Origin of the sequence: Aquiflexum gelatinilyticum, from assembly GCF_024813435.1 — a bacterium.
GTDB lineage: Bacteria > Bacteroidota > Bacteroidia > Cytophagales > Cyclobacteriaceae > Cognataquiflexum > Cognataquiflexum gelatinilyticum.
Map to the genome: position 1 here is coordinate 56933 of NZ_JANAEZ010000008.1, position 16537 is coordinate 73469.

Consider the following 16537-nt stretch of genomic DNA (forward strand, 5'->3'; position numbering starts at 1 on the left):
ATATTGTTTCCTTTTTCTTTTTGTGGTCGGGCTGAATCGTCTATTTTTGTGCAAACTATAAAAATCGAATCATGAGTGTTTTAGTCAATAAAGATTCCAAAATTATTGTGCAGGGCTTTACCGGCTCGGAAGGTTCTTTTCACGCACAGCAAATGATCGAATACGGAACCAACGTAGTTGGCGGAGTCACTCCAGGAAAAGGCGGCACAAGCCACTTGGAAAGACCGGTTTTTAACTCGGTGGAAGAAGCTGTCCAAAAGACAGGAGCAAATACATCCATCATTTTTGTACCACCGGCATTCGCTGCTGACGCCATCATGGAAGCTGCTGACGCAGGCATCAAAGTAATCATCACCATCACCGAGGGGATTCCTGTGGCAGACATGATGCGAGCCAAACCATATATCAAGGAAAGAGGTGCGACGCTTATAGGACCTAACTGTCCGGGTGTCATCACTCCGGGAGAAGCCAAAGTCGGCATCATGCCGGGCTTTGTATTCAAAAAAGGAAGAATTGGGATTGTATCCAAATCGGGAACTTTGACCTACGAGGCTGCGGATCAAATCGCCAAAGCAGGCCTCGGTGTATCCACGGCCATCGGTATCGGAGGAGATCCGATCATCGGAACTTCTACTAAAGATGCTGTACAACTGTTAATGGAAGACCCTGAGACTGATGCCATCGTGATGATAGGAGAAATCGGCGGAAATTACGAAGCCGATGCTGCAAGATGGATTAGAGAAAACGGAAATAAAAAGCCTGTTGTAGGATTTATTGCTGGTCAGACTGCGCCTCCGGGTCGTAGAATGGGGCACGCAGGTGCCATCATCGGTGGTGCTGACGATACTGCAATAGCCAAAATGCGCATTATGGCTGAAAACGGAATACATGTTGCTGAATCTCCTGCTGAAATCGGCGCTGTGATGGCGAAGGTTTTGGGAGTTACAGCATAATCAATACATTGATCTTGAAACCTAATATTTATTGATATTGGATATTTGGATATTAAAAAAAACCGTTCTGATTGATTTCAGAGCGGTTTTTTTGCTTTCAATTTTAATTGGAAACTGATCCAAAAAACTTATCGCGAATTGGTTATTCTTCAACGATATCCAAATGATGTTTTTTCTCGAACTGATCTCTTTTCGTTTGAAATCTTTCAATTTCTGAATTGACCATATCTAAAGATTCATTATAACGGGAAAACAATTCCCCTATGTTTTTTTCCATTTCGCCAAAATTAAACTGCATGGCATCTACCTGAAGTTGAGAGGCCTTTTCTACCATGGCGATTTGACTGTTTTTGAGATCTTCCATCAACATCAAAGCCCTATCCATTTTTACTAATTTCTCTCTGTTATCCATTTTATTTGATTTTTTCAATAAATCATACAATAACCATTCCTAAGTCATATTTTAAATGGTTTTTGTTTTAATTGAGACTTAAGATTTGAGACAGGAGACAGGAGACTTTGGGAGCATCTTATGGTAAAAGTCTACCTGAATTAAGACTTAGATAAAAAAGTAAGGTAGATATTAAATACAAGTGCCTCTGATAAAACTTGCCATTTGGCCAAATTTCAATTTTGTGTTTGACGAACCAACTTTATAACATTAAAACTTTATCAATTTTTAAATTTATCAATCTTAAAACTCTTTTTTTCCAATTTTTAGGTTAAAATGCCAATGATTTAATAGTAGCATTAATCGGGTCAAAAAACCAAAGTATCTTCAAATGGTTTTCCTACAAACCAGATTAAAAACTTTACACCCCGTTTTGAATTCTTTATTATTTTTGGAGTCCTTATGATGCTGAGAAACCCTTTCGCCCAAATCTGTTTTTTTATTTTACTCTTCACAAGATTTTTCTCTCCTGTATTGGCCCAAGAACCCGAAAAACTGGGACTTGACCCCGATAAGTGGGCAGTGGAATTAAATAAAACCAATATGGATGAAGAAGTTAACTACCTGGGAAGTTTGATCGATCAATTGGTTGAAGTGGATAGTCTTCGGGCAATTCAGTTTTTGGATTCCCTTGAAAATTCCCCCGAGGCAAAGGGACATTATTTCAAAACCCATTTTTGTATGGCCAAAGCAGAGGTCATTTATGATAAATTTGCCGGATATGACAAGTATAAGGATCGTAGGGCAGAAGCATTAATACCTATCAAAGAACAGTTGATGAAACTGTACGCCGATGCTCTTGAAGCTGCATATCATACTGAAAATGAAGGAAAGATAGGTTGGGTAAACTTTTATTCCGCACGCCGAATGCTTCATTTTGGAGAAATAGCCTGGGCGGTGATGTACTCCAAAAACGGAGTGGATCTTTTTGAAAAGATAAACTATCCCCTTGAGCCACCTGTATATACTGAGCTGGGAGAATTGCTGCTTCAGGTAAAGGAATATGACGAATCGATTCACTATGGCAAAAAAGGAATCGCTGCCTGGAAAATACTCAATTATGAAAACGAATATGATGCCCCCTATAAATTCAAGGTTAGGGCTTTCAATACGATTGGCTCCAGCTTTTCCAAAAAAAACGAATACGATTCTGCAATTAGCTACCTGAATCAGGCACTTCTAATAGCAAAAGATAATAAAGATAAAGGGTTAGAAGGAAGGGTTTTGGGCAATATTGGTAGAATCCTCTATGTACAGGCTAACTTTGATACAGCTTGGGCCTTATTCCAAACCGAATACCAATATAGTATGCTCGATAGTGCTTTAAACGAAGCTGCCAATGCATCTCAATGGATGGCCAAGGCAAATCTGGCCAGGGGAAATAAGCTTGCGGCTTTAGCCGAAGCAAAGGAAGCCCTTCGGCTACTAAGACTTTGGCCCAATGGACAATACCGGCGTGATACCTATTATACCCTCAAACAAATACATCGGGAATTGGGCAACTATGATAGTGCATTTTATTACAGCGACCGCTATATTTTACTAAATGATTCTCTGGAAAAAGAAGTGGCTACAAGCAGCCTTGCTATTTCTAAAGCAAGATTAAACAGCGAGGAAAGCCGTTACAAGATTCAAAAAATAAATAAAGAAAAAGAAAGACAGTTATTCATTAGAAATACAATAATTGCTGCAATTGTTGCTTTGGGTCTTTTTGTATTAATGATCGTAAACAGGGGCAGATTGAAAAACAAGCTGGCGCTCGAAAAAGCAGAAAGCGAAAAAATGCTGATGGAGCAGGAAATACAATCAGCAAAAGAACAAATTAACAGCTTTACCTCCCATATCATTGAGAAAACCAACCTAATTGAAAAGCTTGAAGAGCAGGTAAATGGCAAGAACGCAAGCTCCGAACACCAAATGATTATTGCTGCATTAAGTCAGCAAACCATACTAACGGAAGATGACTGGTTGAAATTCAAATCACTTTTCGATAAAATTTATCCTTCCTTTTTCCAGAAACTCAAAAAAACCGCACCTGAAATAACCGTTGCCGAACAGCGGATGGCCGCTCTTACACGCATCCAATTGACCAGCAAACAAATGGCTGCCATGCTAGGTATCTCAGTGGATAGTGTTCATAAAACACGGCAACGCCTGAGGCAGCGACTTCAATTCAGTTCTGATACCAATCTCGACGAATACATTTCGGCTATCTGATCCCTTTGCAAGCTCATAAGACAATGAGGCGTTGTTAAGACAAGTTTATTTACTTATAAGTTATTGATTATTAATTTTTTACATTTTTTACTGTCCGGTCTTTGTCCGGTGCATTTAAGCTTTTCACATACACTTGTCAGTATTTTGTCGTCCCAAAAACTTTGTTCGTCCTGAAATTACTTACTTCTTGTTTCGTGATTAACTATTGGATGGAGTTATGGAAAAGAAAGATTGGATACTCTTTGTATGGATTATCGTAGTCCTAATCCTCATCCTTTTTGTGTATTTCATTTTCGAAAAGCGGATTGAGGCAATACCGGATAATATCAAGTGATTGAAGTTGAAATCTCTGAATTTACCACGATGATCTTTCCATAATTAAAAAAATCAAGTCATGTACAAAACCAGTGAAATATGCATACATAAGCTTCTCATAAGAAGTAAAAAAGTAAAATATATAAATATAGTTTGGCTTTTAAAATGATCGAAAAAAAGTGAAATAGGTTCTTAAACAAAAATAATATATGATGAAAAATTTACTTACTCTTCTGTTAATTACATTCAGCTTACAATCTTTTGCGCAAGGTTTGTGGTACAGAGATAGAGATCTTGACGGTTTTGGTGACCCCAACTTTCCAACTGCAGGTGCATTTATTCCTCCAGGATTTGTGGCAGACAATACCGATTGCGATGACTTTAATTTTTTTGTAAACCCTGACAAGGTCTGGTATAAAGATGCAGATTTCGATGGATTTACTGATGGTACGTTTGTAAAATCATGTACTCAGCCTGTCGGATATACAAGTTCTCCATCAGTGCTTCAAGATTGTTTTGATAATGATCCGACACTAAATTATATAACATGGTATTTGGATAAAGATGGTGATGGTTATATCACGCAAGAATCATTTAAATTCCCTAGTGTAAGTTGCGAGAATCTAACAGATCTTGGGGGCATAAATGCCCTTTTTGTAAAAGGGGAGGATTGCAATGATGATGATCCAAATATTTATACTTTGGTATTATACCTGGATAATGACAGAGATGGTTTTCCAGCTTCAAGTGAACCAATTAAAACATGTGGAGGAATTGCATCGCACCCTTATTATCTCGCATCTCAGTTAAATTCACTGGCTGTAGATTGCGATGACTCAGATCAGAATAACATACCCACTACAGTTTGGTTTGAGGACCAAGATAACGACGGTTACACGAGTGGTGTTTCAATGGTGTCTTGTGCACAACCGAGTGGTTTTATTCAGAATCCTCTCCGTGATGGTGATGGTCCTAACCTACTGCTTGATTGTAATGACAAGGACGCTGTGCAACGACCCAATCAAGCTTGGTACGAGGACAATGATCGAGATGGATATGGCAAAGACTTCATTGACGGAGGACAGTTGATCCTGGCTTGCCAACGTCCAAAGGGTAATTGGTTTGCAAGAAGCGAACTTACAGCTTTAGGCGACTGTAACGACAATGTTGCCTCCTTAAATTCAGCAACTCAATGGGTTCTTGATGGAGATGGTGATGGGCATTATTCCGGGGATAAGGTTGTTCAATGCTCATCGCCCGGACCTGGTTATTTGGTATTCAATACACAATTACCAGGAGATTGTGACGACAACAATGCGGACATCAATCCGAAGACATTATGGTTTCTCGACGCCGATGGTGATGGATATTCATCTTCTATATCCATACCATCACCTGAAGGTTCTTGCTTGCCTCCACAAGATGGTCGCAATTATATTTTCAATCCAAATGGCACAGATTGTGATGACAATAATGCTACAAAATGGCGTACCGGAATTTTCTTAATTGATACAGATAATGATGATTATGTTACCGGTCAGGCAGTAATATGTTATGGTGAAGAAATTCCTGACGGGTATAAAACTACCACAATTGGTTTCGATTGTGATGATACCGATCCTGCGATAACTATGCCACGGGTCTGGTATCAGGATCTGGATGATGACAGCTATAGCGATGGGAACTTTTTGATGCAATGCGAACGCCCGACCGGGTACAAACTTGAAGGGGAGTTGACTGCTACAAGTGGAGATTGCGATGAAAGTGATGCTACTGTCAACATCGTTACTTTTTGGCTATTAGATGCAGATAAGGATGGCTATCATGAAAAATTATTTATCGCTGAGTTTCCTTCCTGCTTACCTCCTCAAGATGGAAGAAATTATATCAACAATTCAAAAGGGCAGGATTGTAACGACAACGATCCAACCTACACTCCAGAAACTGTTTGGGTAAAAGATGCCGATGGTGATGGATATTTTATAGGCGAACCTTTAATAGGATGTCTCCCTATTTTTACAACGGGGTATATTCGAAAAACAAATCAGCAGCCCGGAGATTGCAACGATACCGATGCGGCTATCAACCCCGGAGCAACCGAAGCATGCGATGGCATCGATAACAATTGCAACTTGCAGACAGACGAAGGCTTCCCTGATGCCAATAATAATGGTGTTGCGGATTGTGTGGATCCCGATAATGACATGATCAGTTTCACTTTGATCAATGCAGGAACGGATATGGATATCTTCACGCTGACAGACGGTCTTCAAATCAGTCAGAACCAGGTTCAGGGTCTGAGTCTGAATATCAGGGCAAACACTAATCCATCAGTAGTGGGAAGTGTTTTCATCACCATCTCCGGTCCTGTAAGCCGTACCATAACTGAAAACGTGGCTCCATATGCACTGTTTGGAGATAGAAATGGAGATTATAACGGAAGGAATCTCCCAAGTGGTAACTATACCCTGACCGCAACTCCCTATTCTCAAACCAACAGAGGAGGAACTGCGGGTGCGACTACTACTATTCAGTTCTCCATAGTGCCTGAAACTGTCTCAGTGACCGGAATAACAACCACACCTTCTACTGCATCGATTGCTGTTGGAAGTACCCTTCAAGTGACTGCAACAGTATTGCCTTCCAATGCAACCAACAAGACGGTTGTATGGTCCACTTCCGACCAAGAAGTGGCAACCGTAAGTGCATCCGGGCTTGTAAGTGCAATAAGCCCAGGAGTGGCAATAATTACTGCAACGACACAGGATGGCAATTTCTTTGACATTACGGAGGTGACAGTCACCAATGCTTCTCCTCTAAGTATTGGAAGCTTTACCCTGATCAATGCAGGCACGGATACAGATATTTTAACCTTGACAGACGGTCTTCAGATCAGCCAAAGCCAGATTCAGGGACTGAGTCTGAACATCAGAGCGAACACCAATCCTTTAGTAGTAGGAAGTGTTTTCCTCAGGATCTCCGGCCCAATAAACCGTACAATAACTGAAAATGTGGCACCATATGCGCTCTTTGGAGATAAAAACGGTAATTATAATGGAAGGAATCTGCCTGTTGGTAACTATACGCTAGAAGCTACACCTTATTCCCAATCCAATAGAAGAGGGACTATGGGCTCAACCAGGACAATTAAATTCTCCATTACTTCGGATGCATTCAGAATGGATGGAACACAGACCGAGTCAGACGAATCTGAGAATCCTCAAGAGAATGCTGATGTGATGGAGAAAGAAGTTCAGGCAAGAGATATCCCAAAGATTACCAGAATGTATCCAAATCCTGTTGCGGAGATTATCAATCTTGAGCTTTCGGGACAAGTAGAAGAGCATCTAGAAGTCAGTATTTACGATCTGAAAGGAGTCCGCTTATTTAATCAGGAGCTTAAATCAGAAGATGGTACACTGATGCTTGATATTTCAGATTTAAGGTTGAAACCGGGAATGTTTGTCCTAATGGTAAATACCAACGGGTACCTCCAGACATTCAAGTTCCTCAAAAAGTAAGCTGAAAAGCTGCAATCTTAAATACCAGCCTCCAAAGTCAAGTTTTGATTTTGGAGGCTTTTTATTATTAATCTGACTCAAAAAAAATGAATTGGTATTGTTTGGAGTTAAAAACTGAGTTTGATAAGTTGGTTTCAAAAGGCATTATTAAAAATGATATTGGTAATTGAGGTAGAAACTTTTCAACCTTGTTACCTTAATAACTTTGAAACCCCATCCCCAATTTCAAAATTTTCTAATCTTCCAATCTGGTACGGCGGACAAGTTCTTTCGATTCCTTACCTTTGCGGCTTCAATTTCGAATTCCATGATTTCAGTAGACAATATCTCCGTCATCCACGGCGGCAAAGCCCTCTTCAGTGATGTGTCATTTTCCATCAACGAAAACGATAAAATAGCCCTTATGGGCAAAAACGGCGCCGGCAAATCCACCATGCTCAAAATCATCGCCGGCGGGACCAAACCATCCTCAGGGGGCGTTTCGGCTCCAAAAGGAGCGGTGATCGCATATTTGCCACAGCATCTTTTGACAGCGGATGACTGTACTGTTTTTGAGGAAACATCCAAGGCATTTGCTTCCTACCTCGATATGAAAACCGAGATCGAAAGGCTCAATGAAGAACTTACCGTTCGTACTGACTATGACTCCGAAGATTATTATAAAATCATCGAGCAGGTTTCCGAACTCAGTGAAAAGTTCTACGCCATCGAAGAAGTCAATTACGAAGCAGAAGTGGAGAAAGTGCTTTTGGGATTGGGATTTGAAAGGAAAGATTTCAAACGATCGACGTCTGAGTTCTCCGGTGGATGGAGGATGAGGATCGAACTTGCCAAGATTCTTTTGCAAAAACCTGATTTGATTTTGTTGGATGAACCGACCAACCACCTTGACATAGAATCCATCCAATGGTTGGAGGATTTTTTGACCCAAAAAGCTAAAGCCGTGGTGGTCATCTCCCACGATCGGGCATTTGTGGACAACATCACTACCCGGACTATTGAAGTAACGATGGGCCGGATCTATGACTACAAAGCCAAATACAGCCATTACCTTGAATTGAGAAAAGAGCGCCGAGAGCAGCAGCAGAAGCATTTCGAAGAGCAGCAGCGGACCATTGCTGATATTCAGGAATTCATCGACCGATTCAAAGGAACTTATTCCAAAACCCTTCAGGTGCAGTCAAGGGTGAAAATGCTGGAGAAAATGGAAATTATTGAGGTGGACGAAGTAGATACCTCAGCCTTGAAGTTGCGCTTCCCGCCTTCTCCCAGATCAGGAAAATATCCTGTAATCGTTGAAGAACTTACCAAATCCTATGGTGACCATGTTGTGTTCAAGGATGCGAGCATGATCATCGAACAAGGTCAGAAAGTCTCTTTTGTAGGTAAAAACGGTGAAGGAAAATCCACCATGATCAAGGCCATCATGGGAGAAATTGATTTTCAGGGCAAATGTGAATTGGGCCACAATGCCATGATCGGCTACTTTGCTCAGAATCAGGCTTCTTTGTTGGATGAAAGCCTCACCATATTCGAAACCATAGATAACATCGCTGTCGGAGAAATCCGAGGCAAAATCAAGGATTTGTTGGGCGCTTTTATGTTCAAGGGAGATGACATCAACAAAAAAGTGAAGGTGCTTTCCGGTGGAGAAAAGACGAGGTTGGCGATGATCAAACTGCTTCTTGAACCCGTCAACTTGCTCATACTCGATGAACCGACCAATCACCTGGATATGAAAACCAAAGACATCATCAAAGATGCATTGAAGGCTTTTGACGGCACTTTGATCATCGTTTCCCACGACAGGGATTTCTTGGATGGCTTGGTGACCAAGGTTTTTGAATTTGGAAACAAACGGGTGAAGGAGCACTTCGAAGACATCAATGGATTTTTGAGGAATAAGAAATTGGAGAATCTGAGAGAGGTTGAAAGGAAATAAAAGGATATATACTTCGTGGTATAAAAATGATATATACTTCGTGATATAAATTGATATATGCCTTGGGCGATATAATTCTTAGTTCTTAACCATGATAGCTATCGAATCAATATCAATAAATATCCCAATATCCATAAATATCAGACTAGAGAATCCCTGTTAAAAATAAAAAAGTTTATTTATTTCCATCCTCCCTGCATCAGCACAAGCAACAAAGCCTGCTGAATAGCCAAGTGGCCATCTTTGTTGATGAAATATTCTCCTAAGCTGTGTGCACCATATCCGATGCCTCCACGGCCAATGGTCACTGCCGGAATTCCTTTGGAAAATGCCACATTGCTGTTGGTAGAGCTTGAGCTTAGCTCTGGTTTTTTCCCACCTGTCAGGTAATCAGCTATGGCCATGGTCTGCTGGATCAAAGTCGATTCAGGTGATGCGATTCCACTTGGACGGTCTCCTACTTTTTCGATGTCGACAGTCAGTGCTTCGCCTCTGCGGATGATTTTGTTTTCTTTTGCCAAACCTTCCTGCATGGATTCGAGAAATATTTGGTTGATTCCTTTCAGCTTTTCCTGGCTTTCGGAGCGCATGTCCACGAGCATCCATGATTCAAAGGGAATGGAATTGACCGAAGTTCCTCCACCCAAAACGGAAATGCTGTATGTTGTTTTCAAACCCTCTTTGGTAAATTCATCGGCTTTTGGAACAAATGAAGCAACTGCCTGTGCGAGTGCATTATGTGGATTTCCAATCCCAAAAGCCCCATAGGAATGTCCTCCCGGTCCTTTGAAAGTTACTCTGTATCGGAGCGAGCCAATTCCACCATTGACAATATCTTCCAGTCCTCCACCGTCAATGGCAATAAAAGAGGCGATAGGTTGCCCACCTTCGCGGAAAAGATGTTTCATGCCTTTCAGGTCACCAAGTCCTTCTTCCCCGACCGAACCTGTAAACCAGATATCGCTTTCGGTCCTGATGTTTTGACTACTCATCGTTTTGACCAAAGCCACTACTACTGCCAATGCCCTGTTGGCATCCGTGATTCCCGGAGCAAATAAGGTATCTCCTCTTTGTTTGACTTTCACATCAGTGCCAAAGGGAAAAACCGTATCCAAATGCGCGTCAACCATGATAGTCTTGTCCGATTTGGTTCCTTTTCGCAGCGCAATGACATTACCTACCTCATCTGTCCAAACAGAGTCGGCCCCGGCTTTGCGCAGCATATCTGCATAGACAATACCTTTCTCCTTTTCATGGAAAGTCGGCGTCGGAATTTCTGTGAGGGTAATCATATCCTGAATAGTAACCGGATCGATCTCGATGATGTACTCGAATGCCTTTTTTATGGCAGGTTTCCTGGCCAGTTCCTGTACTTCTTTTTGGTATTTGGGTTGGATAGTCTGTGCTAAGATGTGGTTACCAATTATCAGGGAAAATACAAGAAAGAAGGTCAGATTCAGTTTCATTTTTGATGGGATTTGATCAAGCGAATTAGAATAAATTCAGGAAAAGGGGCAATACCGTTTGTAAATATCTAAAGTTCTTTTCATCGAATCACGATCTTCCATTACTCAAAACGATCGGATCTTGCTTCAATAAAAAGACCAAAGATTGGTACAAGCCGTTGTCATAATCCTTTAGCCTTTGGGGATTTTCAAAAAACGATTCCAAAGCCACTGCAAAAAACTCATGGGGATTGTTGGCCGCCGAATTCCTAAATATCGAGTCCTCCCCGTCCATAATTCGCTGGATTTCATTTTTGGCCAAAACCGAAAAATCCATCCATCTCTTCGGGTTAAAAAAATTACTTTGCCCGTTGTAATGGATTTGATTTTCTAGCTTCAGGGCATGTGCCATTTCATGTATCCCAAGGTTGACACCGTCTGCATCATCTGCCATTCCTTTGACAAAATTTTTCCAAGAAATCACAATGATTCCAAGCCTCGGATTGACTTCTCCCTGATGATATTGCTTGTTGATGGTGGAATAATAATTGTCATTATAGACCAGTATCTTTTTGAAATGCTTCAAAGTGACATCCTGAAAACCAAAAGAAATCATCACAGCCGTGGCACTGATCAACAGCTCCATTTCTCGGGTCACTGTTTCCATTCCCCTTGGGATGAATTGCTTGATGGTTAGAAAATAAACAAGCCGCTTCTCAAAGTCTATTTTATGTTTTGTGTTAAGTTGGCGGTAATAGGAAAAATGCTTTATCAAAACTTCTATATCATCATAACTCAATTTGAGTATTCCAAGACGGATTTTGGCTTTTTGGAAAAGGTAAAAAAAGAGACTGTATCGCATGTGGGTGGGTGAAATTGAACTTACGCTTCTCTATAAAAATATAAAAAGAAAACCGAAGTTCAACTCAATGAACTTCGGTTTTCTTACTCCACTCTAATTATGCATTTATTTTGCGTAGTTCACAGCCCTCATTTCACGGATAACCGTGATTTTGATTTGACCAGGATATTGCATTTCTTTTTCGATTTTTTGGGAAATGTCAAAGGAAAGCTTGCTTGCAGTCTGATCGTCCACATTGTCTGCATCTACCAAGACCCGGAGTTCGCGTCCTGCTTGCATCGCAAAGCATTTGTTAACCCCATCAAAAGCCAGCGCAAGCTCTTCCAGTTCTTTCAGACGCTTGATGTAGCTGTCCATAATTTCCCTTCTTGCTCCAGGTCTTGAACCGGAGATCGCATCAGAAGCTTGCACAATTGGAGAGATCATCGAGGTCATCTCAATCTCGTCATGGTGGGCACCGATTGCATTGATGACTTCAGGATGCTCCTTGTATTTTTTAGCAAGCTCCATACCTAGGATGGCATGAGGAAGTTCTGCTTCTTCAGGATATACTTTTCCGATATCATGAAGCAGACCTGCTCTTTTTGCAAGCTTGGCATTCAATCCCATTTCGGCAGCCATGGTTGCACACAGCTTGGCCACTTCTCTTGAGTGCTGCAATAAGTTCTGTCCATAGGAAGAACGGAATCTCATCCTTCCGACCATTCTGATCAGCTCGGGATGAAGGCCATGGATTCCAAGATCGATACAGGTTCTTTCGCCTATCTCAACGATTTCTTCCTCGATGTTTTTCTCTGTCTTGGCGACAACTTCCTCAATCCTTGCAGGGTGGATCCTACCATCCTGTACCAGTCTGTGTAGAGAAAGTCTGGCCACTTCCCTTCTTACAGGATCAAAGCCAGAGATGATGATTGCCTCAGGCGTATCGTCTACAATGATTTCCACACCGGTTGCCGCTTCCAAAGCACGGATGTTTCTACCTTCCCTGCCAATGATTTTACCTTTGACGTCGTCAGATTCAATGTTGAATACAGAGACGCAATTTTCGATCGCATGCTCTGTGGCTGTTCTTTGGATGGTGTCTAGAACGATTTTTTTGGCTTGCTTGGTAGCTGTCAATTTGGCTTGGTCCAGGATGTCTTTGATATGAGAAGAAGCCTTTGTATTGGCCTCGTCCTTGAGCATTTCGACCAATTGGTCCTTGGCTTCATCTCGGGTAAGTCCAGCTACTTTCTCAAGGTCTGAAATTCGTTGGCTAGTGACCCTGTCAAGCTCATCTTTTTTCACCTGAACAGAGTGGAGCTGCGCAGAAAGATTTTCTTTTTTGCTGTCGAGCTCCGCCTCTTTTCTTTTGATTTGTTCCAATTCTTTGGCTAAGACCTGCTCCCTTTGCTTGATCTTGTTTTCGTTTGTGATGATGATGGCTTTTTTCTTGTTGGCATCTTCCTCAAACTCCGATTTCAATTTCAGGTACTTTTCTTTCGCCTCTAGCATCCGCTCTTTTTTGATGGCTTCAGCATTGATTTCCGCCTCACGGATCAAACTTTTAGCCTTCTCTTTGGCTTGCTCTTCAAGTTTTTTACTGTTGTTTTTTACAAAAAGACCGGCAGCGACTGCGCCAAGACCCAGGCCCAATATGCCTGCAATAATGATGTATAGTGATGATTCCATAGGTATTTTGGATAGATATATATTACCTACCGGAAAAAGAAAATTTCTTCAAAAATGAGAGTGAAATATAATTACAAAAGGGAACTCAATTGCTCGTTGATCTTTTCTATACTGGACTTTATTATTTCAGTATCATCTGTATTGATCATGTTTTGTTCCAAGGATTCTACCATGGAATCAAAAGCTACCATTGCTAACAAGTCTTGACGGTCATCCAACCCAAATTCTTCCCTGTATCTTTTGATCTTATCATTAATCAATCTGCCTGCATGTCTGATTTTGGCTTCATCTTCCGTCTTCACCTTCATGGGATATTCTCGATCCCCGATTTTCAACCTTATAGAAAGTGTCTCCATATCACTCAGACAAATAGGCAATTATTGTATCGATTTCCTTTATGTAACTATTGATTTTTTCTCTCAATTCAGCAGATTCCATTTCCTCTACCGGTATGCTGTTTACAAGTTTAGCTATTTTAATTTGATTTTTAAAATCCTCCAACACTTGCTCCTTTTCTTCCAGTTTTGTCCGAAGTGAAAAAAGCTCTTCCCTAAGGGATTGGTTATCCTGTTCGAGCTGCTGAAGCTTTCGGCTGACCTGTGAGGCCAGCTTTTCGGTGCGTTGAAGTTCTTCGTGAATCATGTTTTATTTTCTGATAAGTGCCCCCACTTCTTTTTCAAAACTTTCAATAAGTCGGGACATGGCTTTGTCAATCACTTTGTCTGTAAGGGTCTGTTCATTGTCCTGAAGGTAAAAACTCAAGGCATAGGCTTTTTTCCCTGACTCGATTTTATCTCCCTGATAGACATCAAAGACTCCCACTTTCTGCAAAAGATTTCCTCCAGCTTTGTTGGCTACTTTTTTGATCTGGTCAAAAGTGACTTTTTTATCAATTACCAAAGACAGGTCTCTTCTAACTTCCGGGAATTTGGAAATTTCGCCGTACTTTTTCAAGCCTTTCGATTTTTTTGTTATCAAGTCCCAATTCAGGTCCGCAAAAAAGACCTCCTGCCTGACCTCAGCAAACTTTCCTATTTCTTCCTGAACCAAACCTATTATTCCTAATTCCTTTGTACCAAGATTGATTTGGAGGGCGTAGTCAAAAGGCGCTTCATGGACAATCTGAACCTCCGAATTGTCGATGCCCATTTTTTCTAAAATCAATTCAACAACAGCATAAATATCAGGAAAGGACACTGATTTGGAAGGTGCCAGCCAACTTTCAGCTGCCCTGTCTCCGGTCAGGTATATCGCCAATCTCTTTTCTTCACGATAACCTGATTCTTCTTTGAAATAAACAGTGCCGAATTCAAATAATTTCAGGTCTTTCTGTCTGCGGTTGATATTATGTGACATCACTTCCAATCCGGAAAACAACAAAGATTGTCTCATCACACCTAGATCCTCACTGAGTTTGTTTAGGATTTCAACATTTTTGTTTACTTCCAAAAAGCCTGATTTTTCAGCGTAAATAGGTTTGGTCAGCGAATTGGTGATGATCTCAAAATAGCCCAATCCGGATAAAATTTCGCTGAGCCTATATTGCAGCTTGTTCAGGTCCTTTGCAGGATGTTCGGCAAGGTAATCCGCTTTCAGATTCTCGGACAAAGGAACATTGTCAAATCCATGGATTCGCAAGATCTCTTCGATGACATCCGCTTCTCTCGTCACATCTACCCTGTACGGCTTTACCGAAACTGTGAATCCGGTCTCTGATTCTGAAAGTATCTTGATGTCAAGATTTTCCAAAGTGGTTTTGATCTCTTCCTTAGCGAGTTCTTTTCCTATCAATCTCCTGATATTGGCATAAGTCACTTCAATAGAAAGATCAGAAACAGGATGTGGATAAAGGTCTATGATATCCGAAGAGATTTCTCCTCCGGCTATTTCTTTGATGAGCATTGCTGCTCTCTTCAACGCATACACAGGCATATTCGGATCTGTCCCTCTTTCAAAACGGAAAGAAGCGTCTGTCTTCAACCCATGAAACTGACTTCCTTTGCGGATAATATCAGGAGAGAAATACGCGGACTCCAAGAAAATAGTGGTAGTAGAATCAGATACACCCGATCCTTTTCCTCCAAAAACCCCGGCGATGCAAAGGCCTCCCTTTTGATCACAGATCATCAGTTCTTCGCCGGAAAGCTTTCTTTCCTTGTCATCCAAGGTGACAAAAGAAGTCTCTTTAGGCAATTTTTTTACAATGATTTTTCCACCTTCAATTTTGTCTGCATCAAAAGCGTGAAGCGGCTGACCCAAATCATGAAGGATAAAGTTGGTAATATCCACGATATTATTGATCGGCTCGAGGTCCAAAGCCCTGAGGTAATTTTGAAGCCAATTGGGAGAAGGTCCCACTTGGATATTGGAAATCGTCAATCCGGAATATCTGGGGCAATCTATGGCGCTTTCTACTTCCACAGGAATTGACCTTTTGTTATTGTCAATTTTGAATTGATCGACAGAAGGAAGGCAGATTTCTCTTTTTAACAAAGCTTTCAAATCTCTCGCCACACCTAAATGGGAGGCTGCATCTGCTCTGTTGGGAGTCAGCCCAATTTCCAAAACATGGTCACTGACTACTTCGAAATATTGTGAAGCAGGAGTTCCGTTTGGCAAATCCGTGTCCAACACCATAATTCCGGCATGGCTGTGACCGATACCGATCTCATCTTCCGCACAGATCATTCCTTGGGAAACTTCCCCACGGATTTTTGCTTTTTTGATTTCCAAAGGATCACCTGACACAGGATACAATACTGAACCTTCTTTTGCCACCACTACTTTCTGCCCTTTGGCAACATTGGGAGCTCCGCAAACAATGGGGACAATCTCTCCCCCTACGTCAACCGTGGTTAAACTCAGTTTGTCTGCATTAGGATGTCTCTCACAGGTCAATACTTCACCGATCACTACACCTTCCAATCCTCCCCGGATGGATTCAAAACGCTCGATTCCTTCCACCTCCAACCCTGATCCTGTCAAGAGCGATGCGATTTCTTTGGGTGAATGGTCTAAAGCAATAAAATCCTTTAATCTATTGATGGAAATTTTCATGAATGCACGGTTATTTCAGAACAAGGCACAAATTTAAGAGAATTGGTGGAGGTGGGAAGGTAATGAATGAAAAATGTCAAATGATAAATGAACAAAGCCTTTT

At 41.3% G+C, this 16537-nt stretch carries 11 protein-coding genes; 4 read left to right on the plus strand and 7 right to left on the minus strand.

Annotated features, from left to right (window positions below):
* Window positions 1-71: 71 nt before the first annotated feature.
* Window positions 72-953, plus strand: coding sequence for a succinate--CoA ligase subunit alpha (gene sucD, locus NK987_RS16510; protein ID WP_258423798.1), 882 nt, complete (start codon window positions 72-74; stop codon window positions 951-953).
* 142 nt (window positions 954-1095) lie between these two features.
* Here the strand turns inward: sucD and NK987_RS16515 are convergent, their stop codons facing one another.
* Window positions 1096-1365, minus strand: coding sequence for a hypothetical protein (locus NK987_RS16515; protein WP_258423799.1), 270 nt, complete (start codon window positions 1363-1365; stop codon window positions 1096-1098).
* Window positions 1366-1806: 441 nt separating this feature from the next.
* Here NK987_RS16515 and NK987_RS16520 point away from each other — a divergent pair, with 441 nt between their 5' ends.
* The 3 genes from NK987_RS16520 (at window position 1807) to NK987_RS16530 (ending at window position 9399) form a co-directional block, all read left to right on the plus strand.
* Window positions 1807-3621 (plus strand): tetratricopeptide repeat protein, encoded by a 1815-nt coding sequence (locus NK987_RS16520; protein ID WP_259264751.1) that lies wholly within the window; start codon window positions 1807-1809, stop codon window positions 3619-3621.
* Between the two features lie 524 nt (window positions 3622-4145).
* Window positions 4146-7457 (plus strand): Ig-like domain-containing protein, encoded by a 3312-nt coding sequence (locus NK987_RS16525; RefSeq protein WP_259264752.1) that lies wholly within the window; start codon window positions 4146-4148, stop codon window positions 7455-7457.
* Between the two features lie 307 nt (window positions 7458-7764).
* Complete coding sequence (locus tag NK987_RS16530; RefSeq protein ID WP_259264753.1) at window positions 7765-9399, plus strand: ABC-F family ATP-binding cassette domain-containing protein; 1635 nt, start codon at window positions 7765-7767, stop codon at window positions 9397-9399.
* A gap of 179 nt (window positions 9400-9578) precedes the next feature.
* Here NK987_RS16530 and NK987_RS16535 read toward each other — a convergent pair whose 3' ends face one another.
* From NK987_RS16535 to pheT, 6 genes are all read right to left on the minus strand, one after another.
* The gene (locus NK987_RS16535; protein WP_259264754.1) at window positions 9579-10865 is read right to left on the minus strand and encodes a M20/M25/M40 family metallo-hydrolase; all 1287 of its coding nucleotides are present in this window, start codon (window positions 10863-10865) and stop codon (window positions 9579-9581) included.
* An 88-nt stretch (window positions 10866-10953) separates the two neighbouring features.
* On the minus strand, window positions 10954-11706 hold the full coding sequence (locus NK987_RS16540; RefSeq protein WP_259264755.1) for a zinc-dependent peptidase: 753 nt from the start codon (window positions 11704-11706) through the stop codon (window positions 10954-10956).
* Window positions 11707-11811: 105 nt separating this feature from the next.
* Window positions 11812-13377 (minus strand): ribonuclease Y, encoded by a 1566-nt coding sequence (gene rny / locus NK987_RS16545; RefSeq protein WP_258423808.1) that lies wholly within the window; start codon window positions 13375-13377, stop codon window positions 11812-11814.
* A gap of 71 nt (window positions 13378-13448) precedes the next feature.
* Complete coding sequence (locus NK987_RS16550) at window positions 13449-13733, minus strand: cell division protein ZapA (RefSeq protein ID WP_258423809.1); 285 nt, start codon at window positions 13731-13733, stop codon at window positions 13449-13451.
* Between the two features lies 1 nt (window position 13734).
* Window positions 13735-14019, minus strand: coding sequence for a hypothetical protein (locus tag NK987_RS16555; protein WP_258423810.1), 285 nt, complete (start codon window positions 14017-14019; stop codon window positions 13735-13737).
* A gap of 3 nt (window positions 14020-14022) precedes the next feature.
* Window positions 14023-16434: a phenylalanine--tRNA ligase subunit beta gene (pheT, locus tag NK987_RS16560; protein ID WP_259264756.1), complete on the minus strand. Its 2412-nt coding sequence runs from the start codon at window positions 16432-16434 to the stop codon at window positions 14023-14025.
* Between the last annotated feature and the right edge of the window lie 103 nt (window positions 16435-16537).